This is a genomic window from Microbacterium limosum (assembly GCF_036324365.1).
Classification (GTDB): Bacteria; Actinomycetota; Actinomycetes; order Actinomycetales; family Microbacteriaceae; genus Microbacterium; species Microbacterium limosum.
This window is the reverse complement of sequence record NZ_CP137080.1, coordinates 104,844-123,297: the sequence shown is the minus strand read 5'-3', so window position 1 is coordinate 123,297 and position 18,454 is coordinate 104,844. Positions and strand designations below refer to the sequence as shown.

The following is an 18,454-nucleotide window of genomic DNA, read 5'->3' as shown; positions in this document are numbered from 1 at the left end:
CCCTCGGGGCGTCCGCCCTCGCGCACCGGGTCGCGACGGGGCAGGCACCCGGCTACGGTCGCAGTATGGCCTCCTCCAAGAACACGCACGCCGAGGCAGAGCCTGCCCTCGTCGAATCCACCTTCCCCGACCTCGGTCTCGACGATGCAGTGCTGAAGGCACTCAAGGACGTCGGATACGAGACCCCGTCCGCCATCCAGGCCGCGACGATCCCACCCCTGCTGTCGGGCCGCGACGTCGTCGGTCTCGCCCAGACCGGCACGGGCAAGACCGCCGCCTTCGCACTTCCGATCCTCTCCCAGCTCGACCTGTCGCAGAAGGCGCCGCAGGCACTCGTGCTCGCACCGACCCGCGAGCTGGCCCTGCAGGTGTGCGAAGCCTTCGAGAAGTACGCGGCGCACCTGCGCGGCGTGCACGTGCTGCCGGTCTACGGCGGCCAGGGATACGGCCAGCAGCTCTCCGCCCTCCGCCGCGGCGTACACATCGTCGTGGGCACCCCCGGCCGCATCATGGACCACCTCGACAAGGGCACCCTCGACCTCTCCGAGCTGCGCTTCCTCGTGCTCGACGAGGCCGACGAGATGCTCAAGATGGGCTTCGCGGAGGACGTCGAGACGATCCTCGCCGACACCCCCTCCGGCAAGCAGGTGGCCCTCTTCTCCGCGACCATGCCGGCACAGATCCGCCGCATCTCGGGCCAGTACCTCAACGACCCCGAAGAGATCACGGTCAAGACCAAGACCACGACCTCCGCGAACATCACGGAGCGGTACCTCGTCGTGTCGTACCCGCAGAAGGTGGACGCGCTCACGCGCATCCTCGAGGTGGAGAACTTCGAGGGCATGATCGTCTTCACGCGCACGAAGAACGAGACCGAGACCCTCGCCGAGCGCCTGCGGGCCCGCGGCTACACCGCCGCCGCCATCAACGGCGACGTCGCGCAGGCGCAGCGTGAGCGCACCGTGAACCAGCTCAAGAGCGGCAAGCTCGACATCCTCGTCGCGACGGATGTCGCGGCGCGCGGCCTCGACGTCGACCGCATCAGCCACGTCGTCAACTACGACCTGCCGATCGACACCGAGTCCTACGTGCACCGCGTCGGGCGTACGGGCCGTGCCGGGCGCACGGGGGCGGCGATCAGCTTCGTCACGCCCCGCGAGCGCCGCATGCTCTCCGCGATCGAGAAGGCCACCCGCCAGCCCCTGACCGAGATGAAGCTGCCGAGCGTCGACGACGTCAACGCCACGCGCCTCACCCGCTTCGACGACGCGATCACCGCGGCCCTCGCCGATCCGTCGCAGATCGGCGTCTTCCGCGACATCGTCGCCCACTACGTCGAGCACCACGACGTTCCCGAAGCGGATGTCGCGGCGGCGCTCGCGATCGTCGCGCAGGGCGACACCCCGCTGCTGCTCGAGCCCGACGCCGCGCCGGAACCGCGTGGCGAGCGCGAGCGCGACGCGCGCCCGGGTACCGACCGCGGCGGCCGCGAGCGCCGCAGCCGCGACGGCGGCGCGACGCGCGCGACCTACCGCATCTCGGTCGGCCGCCGGCACCGGGTCGAGCCCCGCCAGATCGTCGGCGCCCTCGCCAACGAGGGCGGGCTGCGCCGGGAGGATTTCGGCGCGATCCAGATCCGCACCGACTTCTCGCTCGTCGAGCTGCCGGCAGAGCTCCCCCGCGACACGTTGCGCAGGCTCGAGGGCACGCGCATCAGCGGCCAGCTCATCGAGCTCAAGCCCGACCGCCACGGCGCCTCCGCGAAGCGCGAGGACCGCCCCCGGCGGCGCTGACCACGGCGCGCCGCGCGCCTCCGCGATAATGGGCGGGTGAGCTCCCCCCACGATCTTCCCGGCTGGCGGCACGTCTACTCCGGCAAGGTGCGCGACCTGTACGTCCCGGACACGACGCCCGAGGGCGGCGTGGCCGAGCGGATGCTGGTGGTGGCCTCCGACCGGGTCAGCGCGTTCGACCACGTGCTCTCGCCCGGCATCCCCGGAAAGGGCGAGCTGCTGACGACCCTGAGCCTGTGGTGGTTCGACATGCTCGCCGGCGGCGACGGTGGCCGCGGCATCCCGAACCACCTCGTGGCCGCCGCCGACCTCGGTCTCGACGACGACGCCCGCTCGCGGGTGCCCGACGCCGTCGCCGGCCGCGCGATGGTCGTGCGTTCGCTGGAGATGGCGCCGATCGAGTGCGTCGTCCGCGGGTATCTGACGGGCTCGGGGTGGGCGGAGTACCAGGCCTCGGGCACGGTGTGCGGCATCGGGCTGCCCGAGGGCCTGGGCAACGGCGACCGGCTTCCCGAGCCGATCTACACGCCCGCATACAAGGCCCCCGTCGGCGAGCACGACGAGAACATCGCCTACGAGCGCACGGTCGAGCTGGTCGGCGCCGAGCGGGCCGCGCAGCTGCGCGACCTCTCGCTCGAGATCTACCGGCGCGCGGCGGCCCTGGCGGAGAAGCGCGGCCTGATCCTGGCCGACACGAAGTTCGAGTTCGGCGTCGACGAGGAGGGCGTGCTGCGCCTGGCCGACGAAGTGCTCACGAGCGACTCGTCTCGCTACTGGGACGCGCAGGCGTGGAACGCCGGCGGCACGCCCGAGCAGCGGATGGCGAGCTTCGACAAGCAGATCGTGCGCGACTGGCTCGGCGCCCACTGGGATCGCACGGGCGAGCCACCCGCCCTGCCGGCGGACATCATCGACCGCACGAGCGCGCGCTACCGCGAGCTGCTCACGCGACTCACCGGCGCCTGAGCGCCCGACGAGACACCAGCCCGATCACTGCGCACCTCGCGCAGCCGGGTCGGGCGCCGACCGCGGCGTCCGACCCGACAACCCTTCCGAACGGAGAACCCATGCCCCTGTGGAGCCTGCACGGCGACGGCCGCACCGTCGCCCCCGACGCCGTCGTGGCGCCGAACGAGCGCCTGAACTGGCCGCTCACCGCCGCCGTCGGCGTGCAGCACGTCGTCGCGATGTTCGGGGCGACGTTCCTCGTACCCGCCATCACGGGGTTCCCCGTCGCCACGACGCTGCTGTTCAGCGGCGTCGGGACGATCCTCTTCCTGCTCATCACGAAGAACCGGCTGCCCAGCTACCTGGGCTCCTCGTTCGCCTTCATCGCGCCCGTCACGGCGGCCACCGCGTCGGCGGGCATGGGGTCGGCCCTCGCGGGGATCGTGGCCACCGGCGTCCTGCTCGCCCTCGTGGGCGTCGTCGTGCAGTTCGCGGGCCTCGGGTGGATCAACCGGCTCATGCCGCCCGTCGTCGCGGGCGCGATCGTCGCCCTGATCGGCTTCAACCTCGCGCCGGTGGCGTGGGACAGCTACCAGCAGGCGCCGATCACGGCCACCATCACCCTCGTCGCGGTCGTGCTCTTCAGCGTCCTGTTCCGGGGCTTCCTCGGACGCATCTCGATCTTCGTCGGCGTCATCGTCGGATACGTCGTGGCGCTGCTGCGCGGCGAGGTCGACTACGCCGCGGTGGCGGATGCCGCGTGGATCGGCCTGCCCTCCTTCACCCTGCCCGACTTCGCCTCGCCCGGCACGTGGGGCGTCATCGCGATGTTCCTGCCCGTCGTGCTCGTGCTGATCGCCGAGAACGTCGGCCACGTGCGCGGCGTCGCGACGATGACGGATGACCGGGTCAACGCCTCGACCGGTCGCGCGCTCATCGCGGACGGCGCCGCCACCGCCCTCGCGGGAGCCTTCGGCGGATCGGGCACGACCACCTACGGCGAGAACATCGGCGTCATGGCGGCGACCCGGGTCTACTCCACGGCCGCGTACTGGGTGGCGGGATCGGTCGCGATCCTCCTCAGCCTCTCGCCGAAGGTCGGCGAGGTGTTCAACTCGATCCCCGCGGGCGTGCTCGGCGGGGTCACGACGGCGCTCTACGGGCTCATCGGCATCATCGGCATCAAGATCTGGGTCGAGGGCCGCGTGGACTTCTCCCGGCCCGTCAACCAGTACACCGGGGCCGTCGCACTCGTAATCGCGATCGCCGGATTCACGATGGACCTGGGCGGCGGCTTCCAGCTCGGCGCCATCGTCCTCGGCGCGGCCGCCGCGCTCGGGATCTATCACGCGGGCAACGCGATCGCCCGCTGGCGTCGCACCGGCGCCGACGACGGAGGCCCGCTGCCGGCGGTCGGGCAGATCGGCGGAGACCCGCAGGACCGATCGGGTTCCCGGCCCGCCGGCCGACCATCGGCGGGCCGGGACCCGCGGAATGCCCGCACCTCGCCGTGCGTTATGCATACATGTGAATGAGACAGCCCGCCCGGGCATCGACCCGGCCACGACGATGGGTGCCGTCACGCTCGACGTCGCCGACCTCGACGCCATGACGCGGTTCTACCGCGACGTGATCACGCTCACCGTGATCGACGCCCAGGGTGACACCGTCGCGCTCGGCCGCGACGGCCGGGTCATCGTGGTGCTCCGGCACAGCCCCCACCTGCGCGCCGCCGCGCCGCGGTCGGCCGGGCTGTTCCACACCGCGATCCTCTTCGAGAGCCAGGCCGACCTCGCCGCGGCCCTGTACTCCGTCGCGACCCGGGCGCCCCACACGTTCACCGGCAGCGCCGACCACCTCGTGAGCCAGGCGTTCTACCTCACCGACCCGGAGGGGAACGGGATCGAGCTCTACTGGGATCGCGACCGGACGACGTGGTCGTGGACCCACGGGCAGATCGAGATGGCGACGCTGCATCTCGACCCGGCCGCCTTCCTCCGCGAGCACTTGAGCGAGGATGCCGCGAGCGGCTCGTCGCCGGCATCCGTCGGCCACGTGCACCTGTCCGTCGGCGACATCGCCACCGCCCACGCGTTCTACGTGGGCCGGCTCGGGTTCGACCAGACGGCCGCCCTCGGCGGCCAGGCGCTGTTCGTCAGTGCCGGCGGCTACCACCACCACATGGCGATGAACGTGTGGAACTCCCGGGGCGCGGGGCCCCGCATGCCGGCGCTCGGGCTCGGCCGCATCGATCTCACGCTCCCCGACGACGACGCCCTGGGCGGTCTGGGCGAGCGCCTGGCCCACTTCGGCACGGCCGTGCAGGATGACGGACGCACACTGTCGTTCGAGGACCCCTGGGGGAACGCGCTCCTGGCGACCTCCCCCGGCCGCGGCTGAGCCCCGCGGATCCGCGGAATCAGGTCGTCTCGCGCACCACGAGCTCGGTGGGCATGATCAGCGCCCGCTCCGCCGGTGCCGTGCCCGCGATCACCTGGATCAGCAACGACGCCATCGTCTCGCCCATCCGCTCGAGCGGCTGACGGATCGTCGTCAGCTGGGGCTCGCGATCGGTCGCGACCGGAGTGTCGTCGTAGCCGACGATCGCGACGTCCTCGGGCACCCGGATACCCTCGGTGGTGAGCACGCGGATCGCGGCGCGCGCCATCATGTCGCTCGCGCTCGATGAGGTGCTGCGTCGCCACGCGAGCACCCGCGACGTTGTCGACGTCGACGAAGTGGTGCGTGTCGCTCCACCTGGCCGGACGGCCGCCGAACACGAGCGGGACGGCGGCGGCAATCGCCTCGATGAAGCCATCGCCGGCGTGCTGCGACGCGACCAGCGCCCCGTCGACCGCCCCGCCGCGCACGAACGACGCCGGGCGCAGCGGCGCTTCGCCGTCGAGCCGCGGGCGCGGGACGGGTCAGCGTCGCGCGGCCGACTCCGGGTCGAGGGCACGCGCGGCGATGATGCGACCATACTCCAGGCCGCTGTCCTTCACGGTGCGCTCCTGGGTGTCGTAGTCCACCCGCACGATGCCGAACCGCTTCTCGTACCCCCAGGCCCACTCATAATTGTCGAGCAGCGACCAGTAGAAGTATCCGCGCACGTCGACACCGGCGGCGATCGCGTCGAGGACGGCCCCCAGGTGCATGCGGACGAACTCGCGGCGCTCTTCATCGTGCACGCGGGGGCCGGACTCCGACATCGTGACGACATCGTCGTACGCCGCCCCGTTCTCGGTCACGTACAGCGTCGTGCCTGCCGGTCGCGCATACTCCTCCCACACCCGTTCGAGCAGGATCGTGAGGCCCTCGGGCTGCACCTCCCAGTTCATCGACGTGCGCGGCAGGCCCCGCTCGTGCCAGAAGATGCCCTCGTGCGAAGGGAACGGAGACCTTCCCTCGCGGTCCGTGGGGGCCTCCCCGGGCCTCGGGGGGTTCGGGGCCTCGTGGCCTCCGACGAACTCGCCGTGGTAGTAGTTCACGCCGAGGGAGTCGATGGGCGTCGCGATCGTTTCGAGGTCGCCCGGAAGGATGGCTGCGTCGAGGGCGGCGCGGGCCGCGGCATCCACGGTGACGAGATCGCCGAGGATGTCGCCCGGATACTCCCCGCGGAAGATCGGGTCGAGGAACCATCGGTTGAACTGCCCGTCGATGCGCCGGGCGGCGTCGACGTCGGCGGGATCGGCCGGATCCACCGGCTCGGCGACCGTCAGGTTGAGCGTGATGCCGAGCTCGAGCTCCGCGTCGCGGGCGCGCAGCTCTCGCACCACCGTGCCGTGCCCGAGCAGGAGGTGATGCGCGGCGAGGACCCCGTCGGTGACGCTCTGCCGCCCCGGCGCGTGCACCCCCGCGGTGTATCCGAGGAAGGACGAGCACCACGGCTCGTTGAGCGTGGTCCAGATGTCGACGCGATCGCCCAGCGCGTCGTGCACCGAGAGCGCGTACTCCGCGAACCGGTCGGCGGTCTCCCGCGAGGTCCAGCCGCCCTTCTCCTCGAGGGCCTGGGGCATGTCCCAGTGGTACAGCGTCAGCCACGGGATGATGTCCGCCTCGCGCAGCTCGTCGACCAGACGCTTGTAGAAGTCCAGGCCCGCCGGGTTCACCGCGCCGCCGTCGGGACGCACGCGCGACCACGACGTCGAGAACCGGTACGTCTGCAGACCCAAGCGCTGCATCAGCGCGACGTCGTCGCGGTACCGGTGGTAGTGGTCGCAGGCGACGTCGCCGTTGTCGGCGTTGATGACGGCTCCGGGAACGCGCGCGAAAGCGTCCCAGATGGATGCCGTCCGCCCGTCCTCGAAGGCCGCTCCCTCGATCTGGTAGGCGGCGGTGGCCGCGCCGAACAGGAAGTCGGTCGGGAATGGACGTGTTTCGGACACGCTCATCGCGCGCTCCTTTCTTGGTGGAGATGACGGACGGAAGGCGCTGTGACGCAGCAGCCTCAGCCCTTTACTGCCCCCTGCATGATGCCACTCACCAGCTGCCTCCCCGCGAACACGAAGAGGATGAGCAGGGGGATGGTGGACAGCAGCACGCCGGCGAGCACGATCGAGTAGTCGACGAAGTAGTTGGACTGCAGCAGCGACAGCGCGACCGGGAGGGTCGGGTTCTGCCGGTCGAGCACGATGAACGGCCAGAAGAAGTTGTTCCATGCCGTGACGAAGGTGAACAGACCCAGCATCGCCGCCGCGGGGCGGGCCGCGACGAGCCCGACGGTCCAGAACGTGCGGATCATCGACGCCCACGAGTGTCAAGAAGTTCTGCCGGGGTCGCGCCGCACAACGTCGGGGCGACGGCAACGCGCCGGCGGCTAGACTTGCCGCGATCCCCACCCGCGACATCCGGAGCCTCGAATGCCCACCATCGTCGTCGACGTCATGCCCAAGGCCGAGCTGCTGGACCCGCAGGGGAAGGCCGTCACCGGAGCCCTCTCCCGCCTGGGGGTCGAGGATTTCAGCGCCGTCCGCATCGGGAAGCGCTTCGAGCTCTCCGTCGAGGGCGAGGTCACCGACGCCGTGCTCGCCAAGGCACGCGAGGTCGCCGACGACATCCTCTCGAACTCGGTCATCGAGGATGTCGTGAACATCGAGGTGGTCGCGTGACGACGCGCATCGGGGTCATCACCTTCCCCGGCTCGCTCGACGACGCCGACGCGCGCCGAGCCGTCTCGCTCGCCGGCGCGGAGCCGGTCGCGCTCTGGCACGCCGACCACGACCTGCAGGGCGTCGACGCCATCGTGCTCCCCGGCGGATTCAGCTACGGCGACTACCTGCGCGCGGGCGCGATCGCCGCGCACTCGCCGATCATGACCGAGGTGAAGGATGCCGCGGCATCCGGGATGCCGGTGCTCGGCATCTGCAACGGATTCCAGATGCTCGTCGAGGCGCACCTGCTGCCCGGCGGGCTGATCAGAAACGCCCACCAGCAGTTCATCCGGCGCGACCAGCGGCTGCGCGTCGAGAGCGCCGACACCGCGTGGACCAACGGCTTCGCGGACGGCCAGGAGATCGTCATCCCGCTGAAGAACGGGGACGGCGGCTACATCGCCGACGACGACACCCTCGATCGGATCGAGGGCGAGGGTCTCGTGGCGTTCCGGTATCTGGGCGTCAACCCCAACGGATCGCTGCGCGACATCGCCGGCCTGCGCAACGAGCGCGGAAACGTCGTGGGCCTCATGCCTCACCCCGAGCACGCGGTCGAGCCCGGCTTCGGCCCCGACACCCGCGCCGCGATGCGATCGGGTACCGACGGCCGGGTCTTCTTCGAAAGCGCCGTCGCGGCCCTCGTGGGCGCCGCCGCCTGAGCCTGCGGGTTCAGACGGTCCCGGCCGGGGGCCACACGCCGATGATGAGCGCCATTACGACGATCGTCACCAGTTCGTGCGCGACGTTCATCACCGTGAGCGCGCCCGGGCGACCCTCGAACGCGTCGTGGGTGATGAACCGCGCCGCGGTGAAGCCGGCCCAGAGCAGGAGCCCCGTCACGAGCGCCGACACGAGGAACGATCCGCCGTAGAAGTGCCAGGCGATGGCCACGGCCCCCGCGAGCACCCAGGCGGTGACGAAGCTCACGATCACCGTCACGACGATCGGCAGCACGGCGGACGCGCCGGGCCGGTCCATGTCGACCTTCGCGAGCCGCGCCCACCTCGTGCCGAACACCTTCGGCGTGTACCAGATCGAGCCGACGACCATGCTCGATGCCGTGGCGATGAGCACGGCCCAGTAGTTGATCTCGGGAATCATGGGGAAGCTCCCTTCGGTTCGATGCCGAGCGTAGCCCCCGGCGGCGCGGGGCGTAGGGGGTAAGCCCCCGATCGGCCCCCGGCGAACGGTGCGGGCAGGCGCGCGAACCCGGCCCGCGCGACGTCTCTAGGCTGGAAGCATGACCCACGTCGTCGTGTCCGTGCCCACCGAGCAGCTCGCCGAAGACCTGACACCCCCGCCGGAGGGCGTCGAGGTGATCGTGTGGGACCTCTCCACCCCCGCGCCCCGGCCGGTCATCGACATCGTGGTCCCGCCCTACCTCGGGGGCGGCAGGCGGCTGCCGATGCTCGAGACCGTGGAGACGCGCCTCGTCCAGGGGCAGTCGATCGGCTACGAGGGGATGAAGGAGCGCCTGCCGGAGGGCACGCTGTTCGCCAACGCCGCGAGCGTGCACGAGACGTCCACGGCGGAGCTCGCCGTCGCCCTGACGCTGGCGGCCCAGCGCGGCATCCCGCATTTCGTGCACTCGCAGATCAGCGAGAGCTGGACGACCGCCTTCACCCCGAGCCTCGCCGATCGCCGCGTGCTGCTGCTGGGGTACGGCGGGGTCGGCAAGGCGGTGGCCGCCCGCCTGCAGGGGTTCGAGGTGGAGATCGTCCCCGTCGCCTCCCGCGCCCGCGAGGAGGACGGGGTGGTCGTGCACGGCGTCTCGGAGCTCCCCGAGCTGCTGCCGGGCGCCGACATCCTGATCACGACGCTGCCGGGCGGGGAGAGCACCCGTCACATCATCGACGACGAGGTGCTCTCGGCCCTTCCCGACGGCGCGCTCGTCGTCAACGTCGGCCGCGGGCCGCTCATCGACACCGACGCGCTGGTGCGCCACGTGGAGCATGGTCGCATCCGCGCCGCGCTGGACGTGACCGATCCCGAGCCCCTGCCGCCGGGCCACCCGCTCTGGCGCCTGCCCGGAGTGCTCGTCTCCCCGCACGTGGGCGGCGCCTCCGACGCGATGCGGCCGCGCATCGCGCGACTCGTGCGCACGCAGGCCGAGCGCATGGTGAGGGGCGAGCCCGCGCTCAACGTCGTGCTCGACGGCACGCGGTAGTCGCCGGCGGACGATCGGCGCCCTACCCTCCGGATCCGGCCTCGGAACGCGTGTCGATGTCGGCGCCGCTCCACAGGTCTTCGCACTCGAGGGCGACCGCGCCGTTCGCACGCAGGTAGTCTCGCGCACCGCGGTCGCCCTCCAGGGCCGCGATCAGCGGGCGCACATGGTCGGCACCGATGAGCACGGGATGCCCCGGCCGCCGCGCATACGTGGCCTGCACGAGCGCCCGCCGCGGTCGCGGGCCGGCCGCGGCGATGACACGGCGCACGGCGGATGCCGCGGCATCCGGGGTGTCGACGGGCATCACCACGACGGCGTCGACCTCGTGCGCGGCCGCCGCGTCGAGGCCCGCCGCGACCGATGCCGACAGGCCGCGCGTCCACGCCTCGACCCGCACCGGCTCGGCGTTCGCGGGAACGAGCGCCTGGGCATGGTCCGCGGAGGCGCCGAGCGTGACCACAACGGGCGCGCAGCCGCCCTCCCTCAGCACCTCGACGGCGAGCGCGATCCACGCCTCGCCGTCGGAATCGCGGGCGAGCGCCTTCGGCCCGCCGAAACGCGATCCCGCACCTGCGGCGAGGACGACGCCGGCGATCGCGTGCGGGTGCTGTGCCATGGTGCGCCAGCGTAGCGCGCCCGTAACAGGGGCGGGTTAGCGTGAACCCATGCTCGACATCGCGGACGGCCTGCTGGCATCCCTCCCCTCCGGCGACGCCGTCGTCGTAACCGTGACGCGCGTCGCCCGGAGCGCACCGCGGGGGGTCGGAGCCTCGATGGCCGTGACGGCGACGCGCGAGCTGATCGGGTCGATCTCGGGCGGGTGCGTGGAGTCCGACGCGATCGCCCTCGCCCACGAGGTGCGCTCCGACGGGCGCGCCCGGACGGCGCGCTTCGGCTTCAGCGACGAGCAGGCCTACGCGGCTGGTCTCGCCTGCGGCGGGACCGTCGAGGTGATCGCGTATCTCGTGCGCACGACGGACGCCGTGGCCCTGCGGGCGCTGCGCAGCGCCGTGCACGACGAGCGCGTGAGCGTGCTGCTCCCCCTCACGGGGCCCAGCGCGGGGAGGATCCTCGACACCGCGGCGCCGCTCGCGAGCGCGGCGGTGCATGCGGAGCTCGACGCGGCCCGCCTGCTGGGCGAGACCCGCTGCATCGACGCCGACGGCGACGCCCTCCTCGTGCTCTGCCACGCCCCCCGCCCGCGCCTGATCATCGCCGGCGCGGGCGAACACGCGGCGGCGCTCTGCCGCATCGGCGCGGCCGCGGGGTTCGCGGTCACCGTCTGCGACCCCTGGGAGCTGCTCGTCACCCCCGAGCGCTTCCCCGGCGCCGCCACCCTCGTCGTCGCCGACCCCGCGGAGTACCTGCGCGCGCAGGCGGCCGAGCCGGGTGCGACCGACATGCGCACCGCGGTGTGCGTCCTCACCCACGACGAACGACTGGACGTCCCCGCGATTCATGCCGCTCTGGGCATGAATGTCGGATTCGTCGGCGCGATGGGCGCCCGCAGCACGGTCGCGCGGCGTCGCGAGCTTCTGAGCGAGCGGGGTGTGGGGCTCGACGATCTCGCCCGCATCCACTCGCCGCTCGGGCTCGACCTCGGCGGATCGAGTCCCGAGGAAGCGGCGATCGCGGCGCTCGCCGAGATCCAGGCGGTGCGCCACGGCGCGACGGCGCGCCCACTGCACGAGCTCTCCGGGCCGATCCACTCCCACGCCCCGGATGCCGCGGGCGACCGTGCTACGCTCCCGCACTGCGTGTCCTAACAACCATGACCTCCCGCCGCTCGCGGTGGAGCGACGAGCCGGGCGGCTCAGGGCGGGGACTGTCGCGACATCGTTCGTCACAGCATCCCGGAGGTCCTCATGTCCGCACCCGCACCCGCACCCGCACCCGTCGACAAGTCCCAGGCGGGCGTCGACGCCCGCCAGTACCACATCGGGATCGCGCCCGGCGAGGTCTCGTCGGTGGCGCTTCTGCCGGGCGATCCGTTCCGCGTGCCGTTCGTCGCGGAGTTCCTGACCGATGTGCGCGAGGTCGCCCACAACCGCGAGCATCGCACCATGACGGGCTGGTACAAGGGGCGTCACATCACGGCGACCTCGACCGGCATGGGATGCCCCTCCACGGCGATCGCCGTCGAGGAACTCGCCCGCGTGGGAGTGACGTCGTTCATCCGCGTCGGCAGCTCGGCGGGCCTGCAGCCGGGCATCGCGCCGGGCGACCTGCTCGTGAGCGAGGGCAGCTTCCGCAACGACGGCACGACGGACGCCTATCTGCCCAAGGGCTTCCCGGCGGTGCCCGACCTCGAGCTCACCGCCGCGCTCGGTCGCCACGCCGACAGGATCGCCGCGGCATCCGGGACGCATTCCTTCCGCGGCATCAGCGCGAGCGACGACGCCTTCTACGCCGAGACCCCGGAGTGGATCGGGCAGCTCAACCGCATGGGGATCCTCAACGTGGAGATGGAGGCCTCGGCGCTGTACATCGTCGCGCGCCTGCGGGGCCTGCGAGCGGGCATGGTGTGCGCGTGCTCGAGCAACCTCGTCGACGGCGCCTCCCTGTACGACGACATGAAGGCGGCGCTGAAGGAGGGATGGATGCGCTCCATCGAGGCCGCGCTCGAGACCGCGGTCGAGCTGGATCTCTGAACGGCCCTCAAGACAGCAGCAGGGCACCCGCGATCGTCAGGGCTATGGCGAGAAGCGGGAACAGGCCCTGGGCGAGAGCGGCCCGGCCCCGTCCCGGCGCCGCGAGGGCGAGCACGACCGCCGCGGCGAGCATCAAGCCCGTCCCCGACATACGGCCGACAGGAAACACGGGCGAAATGCACGCCTGCTTCACTCGGGGTGTTCGCCTCATCAACAACTCGACCGCTCGGGAGAAATCGTGGACCTCACCTCCGTGACGTCCTTCCGCAGCGCGCGGAGGCGGGAGGACCTCGCGCTGGCGGCGGGCGAGACCCTCCTCGGCGGCGGCACCTGGCTCTACGGCGAGCCGCAGCCCCGGGTCACCGGTCTCGTGGACCTGACCACGATGGGCTGGGAGGACCTCGTCGTCACCCCCGAGGGCCTGCAGATCGGCGCGACGTGCACGATCGCGACGCTCGTCGCCTTCGCGCAGGGGCGCCATCACGTGACGCCGCCCGCCGAGTGGGCCGCCACCGCGGCCTTCCCCGACGCGGCGAACGCGCTGCTGGCGTCGTTCAAGATCTGGAACACCGCGACGGTGGGCGGCAACATCTGCCGCTCCTTCGCGGCCGGCGCGATGGTCTCGCTCGCGGCGGGCCTCGACGCCACCGCGCTGATCTGGTCGCCGGACGGCGGAGAACGCCGGACCCTCGTCGCAGACCTCGTCACGGGCAACGGCGAGAACGGCCTCGCGCCCGGAGAGGTGCTGCGCCGCATCGACGTCCCGGCGGCGACGCTGCGGGGCCGCCTCGTCCTGCACAAGATCGCCCTCGCCGAACTGGGCCGCTCGGGAGCCGTGACGACCGGCCGACTCGACGCCGACGGCGGGACGGTGTTCGGGATCACCGCGGCGACGCAGCGGCCCACGGTGTTCCGCTACCGCGGCATCCCGTCCGCGCAGGAGCTCGCCGACGACATCGCGGCGGCATCCGGGTACTACACCGACGCCCTCGGCAGCGCCGACTGGCGCCGAGGGGTGGCGATCGTGCTCGCCGAACGGGCGCGACGCGAGCTCGCCGACGGGGAGGTCCGCGCATGAGATTCGAAGTGGACGGCGAGGCCGTCGAGGCGCAGCCGCGACCGGGCCAGTGCCTGCGCACGCTTCTGCGGGAGACGGGGCGCACCCAGGTGAAGAAGGGGTGCGACTCGGGCGACTGCGGCGCCTGCGCCGTGCTGCTGGACGGCGAGCCCGTGCACTCCTGCATCATCCCGGCCCCCCGAGTGGAGGGCAGGCACGTCACGACCGCCGCGGGCCTGGCACCGGAAGGCGAACTGCACCCGGTGCAGGACGCCCTCATCGAGAGCTTCGGCTTCCAGTGCGGCTTCTGCACGCCGGGGATGAGCGTCACGGCATCGACGCTGGGCGCCGACGACCTGCCCGACCTCGACCGCCGCATGAAGGGCAGCCTCTGCCGCTGCACCGGCTACCGCCCGATCCGCGAGGCCATCATGGGCGCCGTGCGGGAGACCGGTCGCCGCGCGGATGCCGCGGGCTGCGCCCCCGAGCACGCGTGCGCGCACCCGCCCGCCGTCACGGGCTCTGGCGTCGGCGCATCGGTGTCCCCCGAGGCCGCGCGCCGGGTGGTGCAGGGCCTCGAGCCCTACACGTTCGACGAGGTGCCTCCGGGCACCCTCGTGCTGCGCGTCGTCGGATCGCCGCACGCCCACGCGCGCATCCGCTCGATCGACACGGCCGCCGCTCTCGCCGTGCCGGGCGTCGTCGCCGTCTTCACCCACGAGGACGCCCCGCGTACGCGCTACTCCACCGGACGCCACGAGCATCGCACCGACGACCCCGACGACACCCGGATGCTCGACGACGTCGTGCGGCACATCGGTCAGCGGGTCGCGGCCGTCGTCGCCGAGACCGCCGCCGCCGCGGATGCGGCCTGCCGGCTCATCCGGATCGACTACGAGGTTCTGCCCGCGGTGTTCGACGCGGACGAGGCACGCGCACCGGGCGCTCCGCTGCTGCACCCCGACCGCACGCCGGAGGATCGCGTCGCGGAAGCCTCCCGCAACGTGGTCGCGGCCCTGCACGCGGGCTACGGCGGCGACATCGACGCGGCGCTCGCGGCGAGCGCGGTCACCGTCTCGGGCACGTGGCAGACATCGCGGGTCTCCCACGCGCAGCTCGAGACCCACGGCTCGGTCGGGTGGCTCGACGACGACGGACGCCTCGTCATCCGCTCCAGCACGCAGGTGCCCTTCCTCACCCGGGACGAGCTGTGCCGCATCCTCGACTTCCCGCGGGAGAAGGTGCGCGTCTACGCGCCTCGGGTGGGCGGCGGGTTCGGCGGCAAGCAGGAGATCTTCACCGAAGACCTCGTCGCGCTCGCGGTGCTGCGCACCGGCCGGCCCGTCGGCTACGAGTTCTCGCGCGCCGATCAGTTCGTGCGCGCCTCGGTGCGTCACCCGATGCGGGTCGGCGTGACACTGGGGGCGGATGCCGCGGGCCGGCTCACCGCCGTCAAGCTCGACGTGCTCAGCGACACGGGCGCGTACGGCAACCACGCGATCGGCGTCATGTTCCACGGCTGCGCCGAGTCGCTGACGATCTACCGCACGCCCGTCTCGCGCGTGGACGCCGAGGCCGTGTACACCAACAACGTGCCCTCCGGCGCGTTCCGCGGATACGGGCTCGGCCAGGTCATGCTCGGGGTGGAATCGGCGATGGACATGCTCGCCGAGCGTCTGGGCATCGACCCGTTCGACCTGCGCCGCATCAACGCCGTGACCGAGGCCGACCGGCTGCGGACCGCCGACGGCGTCATCGAGGAGGAGGTGATCTGGGGCAGCTACGGGCTCGATCAGTGCCTCGACCTCGCGCAGGACGGCCTGCGGCGCGGCAACGGCGCCACGGCCCCCGACGGCTGGCTCGTCGGCGAGGGAATGGCGGCCTCGATGATCGCGACGATGGCGCCCCGGGGCCACATCTCGCACACGAGCGCGACGCTCCGATCCGACGGGACCTACGCCCTGCGCACGGGAACGGCCGAGTTCGGCAACGGCACCACGACCGTGCAGCGGCAGATCGCCGCATCCGTCTTCGGTGTGGACTCCGCCCGGCTGACCCTCGCCCACGCCGACACCGACGAGGTCGAGCACGACACCGGCGCGTTCGCCTCGGCGGGCACGACCGTGGCCGGCAAGGCCCTCTACGCCGCCTGCCTGGCGCTGCGCGAACGCCTCGTCGCGATCGCGGCTCGCGTGACAGCCGTGCCGCCGGCGCAGTGCCGCCTCACTCCAGACGGGGTGGCGACCCCGTCGGGGACGGTGGGCTTCGCCGAGCTCGTCGGCGCGGCATCCCCCGACGAGCTCGCCCACGGCGGCGTGACGGCGGTGGGCAGCGAGCTCGGCGAGCACCGCTCCCTCGCCTTCAACGTGCACGCCGTGCGGCTTGCGGTCGATCCCGAGACGGGGTCGGTGCGCATCCTGCAGCAGGTGCACGCGGCGGATGCCGGGTTCGTGATGAACCCCGCGCAATGCCGCGGTCAGATCGAGGGCGGCGTGGCACAGGGCGTGGGCAGCGCGCTGTACGAAGAGGTCATGACGGATGCCGGGGCCGTCGTCAACGGGCAGTTCCGCCTGTACCGGGTTCCGCAGATGGCCGACATCCCGGAGACGGAGATCCACTTCGCCGACACGAACGACGATCTCGGCCCGTTCGGCGCCAAGTCGATGAGCGAGTCGCCCTACAACCCCGTGGCACCGGCGATCGGCAACGCGATCGCCCGCGCCCTCGGCACGCGGCCGTTCGAGCAGCCGTTCTCGCGAGACCGGGTGTGGCGCCTGGCGCAGGCCCGCTGAGTCGGATCGGACCCCACCCTCCGGCGGTGGGCGCGCCCGGCGGCGGGCATCGCCGCCGCCTCGGGTCCGGGTGCTCGCTAGGGTGGTGCGGTGCCCGCTCGCTCCCCTTCCGACGCCGCGCGGCCGTCCGCGCCGCCCGACGCCCTCATCGGCGCGTCGCTCGGGCGGGCGATCCGCGAGGCGCGCACGCGCAAGAAGCTCTCGATGCGCGCCCTGGCGTCGGCGGCGGAGATCAGCCAGCCGTTCCTGAGCCAGATCGAGAGCGGCGGCGCGATGCCCTCGCTCATCACGCTCTACCGGATCGCGAAGGTGCTGGGCATCTCACCGTCCGCGCTCCTGCCCGCCGAGCCGGAGGTCGACCCGATCCACGTCTCCCGCCGCGAGCAGGCGCACTGGGTGCCGATCGCGGAGGTCGAGAACGCCGCCACGACGCGCGTCGTCCACTCGGGCGCCGCCTCGATGCAGGAGTACCGGGTCGAGCCCGGCCAGTACATGGGCGACTGGTACGAATCGGACGGCGAGGTCACCGTCTACGTCGTCGACGGGGAGATCACGGTCGACATCGAAGGACGCGGCTCCTGGGAGCTCGGCCCGGGCGATGCCGTGACCTATCCCGGGGCGCTGCGCAACCGCTGGACCGCACGCGGCGAGTCCCCCATCCGCATCATCCTCGCGTACGCGACCGACGCCTGAGCCGCGCGTACGCGACCGACGCCTGAGCCGCGCGGAGCGGGACGGGAAACACGGCGGAAACACGATTGCCACGTGCAATCAATGATTGCTCTCTACTATCGGCTGCACCCGAGAGAAAGAGCATCACATGTCCTTCGCCCTCCCGCGCCGCGCCCGCGGCCTCGCCGTCGGCGCGGCGCTGATCGCCGCTTCCGTCGGACTCGCCGCGTGCGCCGGCGGCGCCGCATCCACCGATAGCTCGCCCGTCGCCGGCGACGACCTCGGAGATCTGTCCGTTCAGCTGAGCTGGATCCTCAACGAAGAGTGGTCGGGCGAGCTGATCGCCCATTCCGAGGGCTACTACGAGGACGCCGGTTTCTCGTCGGTCAACCTCATCCCCGGACCCTCGAGCGGCATCGCCGAGCTGCTCTCGGGCACCGCCGAGGTGTCGTTCACCGACGCTCTCTCGGTCGGCGCCGCGGTCGCCAACGAGGGCGCGCCCCTCAAGGTCGTCGGCGCGACGTTCCAGAAGAACCCCTTCACGATCGCCTCCCTCACCGACGGCGCGAACATCACGACGCCCGGGGAGATGATCGGCAAGAAGATCGGCGTGCAGGACTCCAACCGCCCGGTGTTCGACGCCTTCCTCTCCGCTAACGGCATCGACGCGAGCGAGATCGAGATCGTGCCGGTGCAGTACGATCCCGCCCCCCTTGTCACGGGCGAGGTCGACGGCCTGATCGCGTTCGTCACGAGCCAGTCCGTCACCCTCGAGGTGCAGGGGATCGCAGTGACCGACCTGCTCTTCGCCGACAACGGGCTGCCCTTCGTCGGCCACGTCGTCGCCGCCACCGACGACACGATCGCCTCCGATCGCGAGCGGCTGAAGGCGTTCCTCGTCGCCGAGATCCGCGGCTGGCGGGACGCCGTGGCCGACCCCGCGATCGGCGCGGAGCTCGCCGTCGAGGAGTACGGCGCCGACCTGGGCCTGTCCCTCGAGACTTCGATCGCGAGCGCGACCGCGCAGGCCGAACTCCTCGTCGTCTCGGAGGAGACGATCGAAAACGGGCTGTTCACGATCTCCGAGGACCTGCAGCAGCAGACGATCGCGAGCCTCGCGAGATCCGGATTCGAGGTGTCGGCCGAGGACATCTTCGACCTCAGCCTGCTCGACGAGGTCTACGAGGAGAACCCCGAACTCGTCGACGCACGCTGAGA

General features: G+C 72.0%; 18 protein-coding genes and 1 pseudogene. 13 read left to right on the top strand and 6 right to left on the bottom strand.

What is annotated here, in order from left to right; translation table 11 throughout:
• The first annotated feature begins 65 nt into the window (after positions 1–65).
• From RYJ27_RS00605 to RYJ27_RS00590, 4 genes are all read left to right on the top strand, one after another.
• Positions 66–1,793 carry a DEAD/DEAH box helicase gene (locus RYJ27_RS00605; RefSeq protein ID WP_330170879.1) on the top strand — a complete coding sequence of 576 codons (1,728 nt, stop codon included), beginning with the start codon at positions 66–68 and terminating at the stop codon, positions 1,791–1,793.
• Between the two features lie 36 nt (positions 1,794–1,829).
• A complete protein-coding gene (locus tag RYJ27_RS00600) occupies positions 1,830–2,759 on the top strand; it encodes a phosphoribosylaminoimidazolesuccinocarboxamide synthase (RefSeq protein WP_330170878.1) in 930 nt (309 codons plus the stop codon).
• 101 nt (positions 2,760–2,860) lie between these two features.
• The gene (locus RYJ27_RS00595; protein ID WP_330170877.1) at positions 2,861–4,276 is read left to right on the top strand and encodes a uracil-xanthine permease family protein; all 1,416 of its coding nucleotides are present in this window, start codon (positions 2,861–2,863) and stop codon (positions 4,274–4,276) included.
• Positions 4,277–4,310: 34 nt separating this feature from the next.
• Positions 4,311–5,141, top strand: a complete 831-nt coding sequence (locus RYJ27_RS00590) for a VOC family protein (protein WP_330172071.1) — start codon at positions 4,311–4,313, stop codon at positions 5,139–5,141.
• A gap of 19 nt (positions 5,142–5,160) precedes the next feature.
• On the opposite strand, the gene RYJ27_RS00585 is transcribed toward RYJ27_RS00590, so the two are convergent.
• From RYJ27_RS00585 to RYJ27_RS00575, 3 genes and pseudogenes are all read right to left on the bottom strand, one after another.
• Positions 5,161–5,412, bottom strand: a complete 252-nt coding sequence (locus RYJ27_RS00585) for a substrate-binding domain-containing protein (RefSeq protein ID WP_330170876.1) — start codon at positions 5,410–5,412, stop codon at positions 5,161–5,163.
• A 253-nt stretch (positions 5,413–5,665) separates the two neighbouring features.
• The gene (locus RYJ27_RS00580; protein WP_330170875.1) at positions 5,666–7,132 is read right to left on the bottom strand and encodes a GH1 family beta-glucosidase; all 1,467 of its coding nucleotides are present in this window, start codon (positions 7,130–7,132) and stop codon (positions 5,666–5,668) included.
• A 56-nt stretch (positions 7,133–7,188) separates the two neighbouring features.
• Positions 7,189–7,488 (bottom strand): annotated as a pseudogene (locus RYJ27_RS00575) (ABC transporter permease family protein); the annotation flags it as partial.
• A 112-nt stretch (positions 7,489–7,600) separates the two neighbouring features.
• On the opposite strand from RYJ27_RS00575, the gene purS reads away from it, so the two are divergent.
• The gene (gene purS, locus RYJ27_RS00570) at positions 7,601–7,849 is read left to right on the top strand and encodes a phosphoribosylformylglycinamidine synthase subunit PurS (protein WP_330170874.1); all 249 of its coding nucleotides are present in this window, start codon (positions 7,601–7,603) and stop codon (positions 7,847–7,849) included.
• Positions 7,846–8,553 carry a phosphoribosylformylglycinamidine synthase subunit PurQ gene (purQ, locus tag RYJ27_RS00565; protein WP_330170873.1) on the top strand — a complete coding sequence of 236 codons (708 nt, stop codon included), beginning with the start codon at positions 7,846–7,848 and terminating at the stop codon, positions 8,551–8,553. The genes purS and purQ overlap by 4 nt, the downstream gene beginning before the upstream one ends.
• A gap of 10 nt (positions 8,554–8,563) precedes the next feature.
• Here purQ and RYJ27_RS00560 read toward each other — a convergent pair whose 3' ends face one another.
• The gene (locus RYJ27_RS00560) at positions 8,564–8,995 is read right to left on the bottom strand and encodes a DUF1761 domain-containing protein (RefSeq protein WP_330170872.1); all 432 of its coding nucleotides are present in this window, start codon (positions 8,993–8,995) and stop codon (positions 8,564–8,566) included.
• Between the two features lie 139 nt (positions 8,996–9,134).
• Between RYJ27_RS00560 and RYJ27_RS00555 the strand changes: the two genes are divergently transcribed.
• Positions 9,135–10,061, top strand: coding sequence for a 2-hydroxyacid dehydrogenase (locus RYJ27_RS00555; protein WP_330170871.1), 927 nt, complete (start codon positions 9,135–9,137; stop codon positions 10,059–10,061).
• 22 nt (positions 10,062–10,083) lie between these two features.
• On the opposite strand, the gene RYJ27_RS00550 is transcribed toward RYJ27_RS00555, so the two are convergent.
• Positions 10,084–10,680, bottom strand: a complete 597-nt coding sequence (locus RYJ27_RS00550) for a nucleotidyltransferase family protein (protein ID WP_330170870.1) — start codon at positions 10,678–10,680, stop codon at positions 10,084–10,086.
• Positions 10,681–10,729: 49 nt separating this feature from the next.
• Between RYJ27_RS00550 and RYJ27_RS00545 the strand changes: the two genes are divergently transcribed.
• Positions 10,730–11,830, top strand: coding sequence for an XdhC family protein (locus tag RYJ27_RS00545; protein ID WP_330170869.1), 1,101 nt, complete (start codon positions 10,730–10,732; stop codon positions 11,828–11,830).
• Between the two features lie 99 nt (positions 11,831–11,929).
• Positions 11,930–12,715 (top strand): nucleoside phosphorylase, encoded by a 786-nt coding sequence (locus RYJ27_RS00540; protein ID WP_330170868.1) that lies wholly within the window; start codon positions 11,930–11,932, stop codon positions 12,713–12,715.
• A gap of 7 nt (positions 12,716–12,722) precedes the next feature.
• Here the strand turns inward: RYJ27_RS00540 and RYJ27_RS00535 are convergent, their stop codons facing one another.
• Positions 12,723–12,851 carry a hypothetical protein gene (locus tag RYJ27_RS00535; RefSeq protein WP_330170867.1) on the bottom strand — a complete coding sequence of 43 codons (129 nt, stop codon included), beginning with the start codon at positions 12,849–12,851 and terminating at the stop codon, positions 12,723–12,725.
• 102 nt (positions 12,852–12,953) lie between these two features.
• Here RYJ27_RS00535 and RYJ27_RS00530 point away from each other — a divergent pair, with 102 nt between their 5' ends.
• The 4 genes from RYJ27_RS00530 to RYJ27_RS00515 all read left to right on the top strand — a co-directional run bounded on the left by RYJ27_RS00530 (position 12,954) and on the right by RYJ27_RS00515 (position 18,452).
• Positions 12,954–13,793, top strand: a complete 840-nt coding sequence (locus tag RYJ27_RS00530) for an FAD binding domain-containing protein (RefSeq protein ID WP_330170866.1) — start codon at positions 12,954–12,956, stop codon at positions 13,791–13,793.
• A complete protein-coding gene (locus RYJ27_RS00525; protein ID WP_330170865.1) occupies positions 13,790–16,564 on the top strand; it encodes a molybdopterin-dependent oxidoreductase in 2,775 nt (924 codons plus the stop codon). The genes RYJ27_RS00530 and RYJ27_RS00525 overlap by 4 nt, the downstream gene beginning before the upstream one ends.
• A 90-nt stretch (positions 16,565–16,654) precedes the next feature.
• A complete protein-coding gene (locus RYJ27_RS00520) occupies positions 16,655–17,257 on the top strand; it encodes a helix-turn-helix domain-containing protein (protein ID WP_330170864.1) in 603 nt (200 codons plus the stop codon).
• Between the two features lie 127 nt (positions 17,258–17,384).
• Positions 17,385–18,452 (top strand): ABC transporter substrate-binding protein, encoded by a 1,068-nt coding sequence (locus tag RYJ27_RS00515; RefSeq protein ID WP_330170863.1) that lies wholly within the window; start codon positions 17,385–17,387, stop codon positions 18,450–18,452.
• Positions 18,453–18,454 lie beyond the last annotated feature (2 nt).